1 rRNA gene is annotated in these 2,046 nt (G+C 48.7%); it reads left to right on the top strand.

Going from position 1 to position 2,046, the window contains the following annotated elements:
- Positions 1-266 precede the first annotated feature (266 nt).
- Positions 267-2,046, top strand: a 23S ribosomal RNA gene (locus IEX97_RS12835); the annotation flags it as partial.

Below are 2,046 nucleotides of genomic sequence, written 5' to 3' on the forward strand. Positions count from 1 at the left end.
CATCTTTAAGCGCATTCGATGAGTGCTTTTAAAAATGGTTACTTCATCAGAAGTGATTAGCTCTTTAACAATTTGGAAAGCTGACAAAACAACAATTTATTGTTGTTTGTAAAGTTCTCAATGTTTGTCTTTAAGACAAACACCAAAATAACACATTCAAGTGTTCTTGGAATTTGAGTCCGGCAAAATCGAGTCTGCATCATGTATAAAAATTGCAGACAACTTTGGTGACTTGTTCATCAACTCGAAACTCCTTCGGGTTGTATGGTTAAGTGACTAAGCGTACACGGTGGATGCCTTGGCAGTCAGAGGCGATGAAAGACGTAGTAACTTGCGATAAGCCCAGATTAGGTAGTAACAACCATTTGAGTCTGGGATTTCTGAATGGGGAAACCCACGTGCATAAGCACGTATCCTTACCTGAATACATAGGGTAAGGAGGCGAACCGGGGGAACTGAAACATCTAAGTACCCCGAGGAAAAGAAATCAACCGAGATTCCGAAAGTAGCGGCGAGCGAAATTGGACTAGCCCTTAAGCTTTACACGCGTTAGACGAACGGTCTGGAAAGTCCGACGATACAGGGTGATAGTCCCGTAGTTGACGACGTGTGTTCAGTGAAATCGAGTAGGGCGGGACACGTGATATCCTGTCTGAATATGGGGGGACCATCCTCCAAGGCTAAATACTACTGACTGACCGATAGTGAACCAGTACCGTGAGGGAAAGGCGAAAAGAACCCCTGTGAGGGGAGTGAAATAGAACCTGAAACCGTATACGTACAAGCAGTAGGAGCAGGCTTTGTCCTGTGACTGCGTACCTTTTGTATAATGGGTCAGCGACTTATATTCAGTGGCAAGGTTAACCATCTAGGGGAGCCGTAGGGAAACCGAGTCTTAACTGGGCGTTCAGTCTCTGGATATAGACCCGAAACCAGGTGATCTAGCCATGGGCAGGTTGAAGGTTGAGTAACATCAACTGGAGGACCGAACCGACTAATGTTGAAAAATTAGCGGATGACTTGTGGCTAGGGGTGAAAGGCCAATCAAACCTGGAGATAGCTGGTTCTCCCCGAAAGCTATTTAGGTAGCGCCTCGGACGAATACTACTGGGGGTAGAGCACTGTTAAGGCTAGGGGGTCATCCCGACTTACCAACCCTTTGCAAACTCCGAATACCAGTAAGTACTATCCGGGAGACACACGGCGGGTGCTAACGTCCGTCGTGGAGAGGGAAACAACCCAGACCGCCAGCTAAGGTCCCAAATTACTACTAAGTGGGAAACGATGTGGGAAGGCTCAGACAGCCAGGATGTTGGCTTAGAAGCAGCCATCATTTAAAGAAAGCGTAATAGCTCACTGGTCGAGTCGGCCTGCGCGGAAGATGTAACGGGGCTAAGTAGTAAACCGAAGCTGCGGCAATGTGCTTTTGCACATTGGGTAGGGGAGCGTTCTGTAAGCGGTTGAAGGTGTGTGGTAACGCATGCTGGACGTATCAGAAGTGCGAATGCTGACATGAGTAACGATAAAGGGGGTGAAAAACCTCCTCGCCGGAAGACCAAGGGTTCCTGTCCAACGTTAATCGGGGCAGGGTAAGTCGACCCCTAAGGCGACGCCGAAAGGCGTAGTCGATGGGAAACGGGTTAATATTCCCGTACTTCTTACAATTGCGATGGGGGGACGGAGAAGGCTAGGTGGGCCTGGCGACGGTTGTCCAGGTTCAAGTGCGTAGGCTTAAGAGTTAGGTAAATCCGGCTCTTTTTAAGGCTGAGACACGACGTCGAGCATCTACGGATGTGAAGTCATTGATGCCATGCTTCCAGGAAAAGCCTCTAAGCTTCAGATTGTAAGGAATCGTACCCCAAACCGACACAGGTGGTCGGGTAGAGAATACCAAGGCGCTTGAGAGAACTCGGGTGAAGGAACTAGGCAAAATGGTACCGTAACTTCGGGAGAAGGTACGCTCTCGACGGTGAAGTCCCTCGCGGATGGAGCTATTGAGAGTCGCAGATACCAGGTGGCTGCAACTGTTTATTAAAAACACAGCAC

The sequence above is a fragment of the Paenalicyclobacillus cellulosilyticus genome (assembly GCF_014647315.1).
Classification (GTDB): Bacteria; Bacillota; Bacilli; order Alicyclobacillales; family Alicyclobacillaceae; genus Alicyclobacillus_J; species Alicyclobacillus_J cellulosilyticus.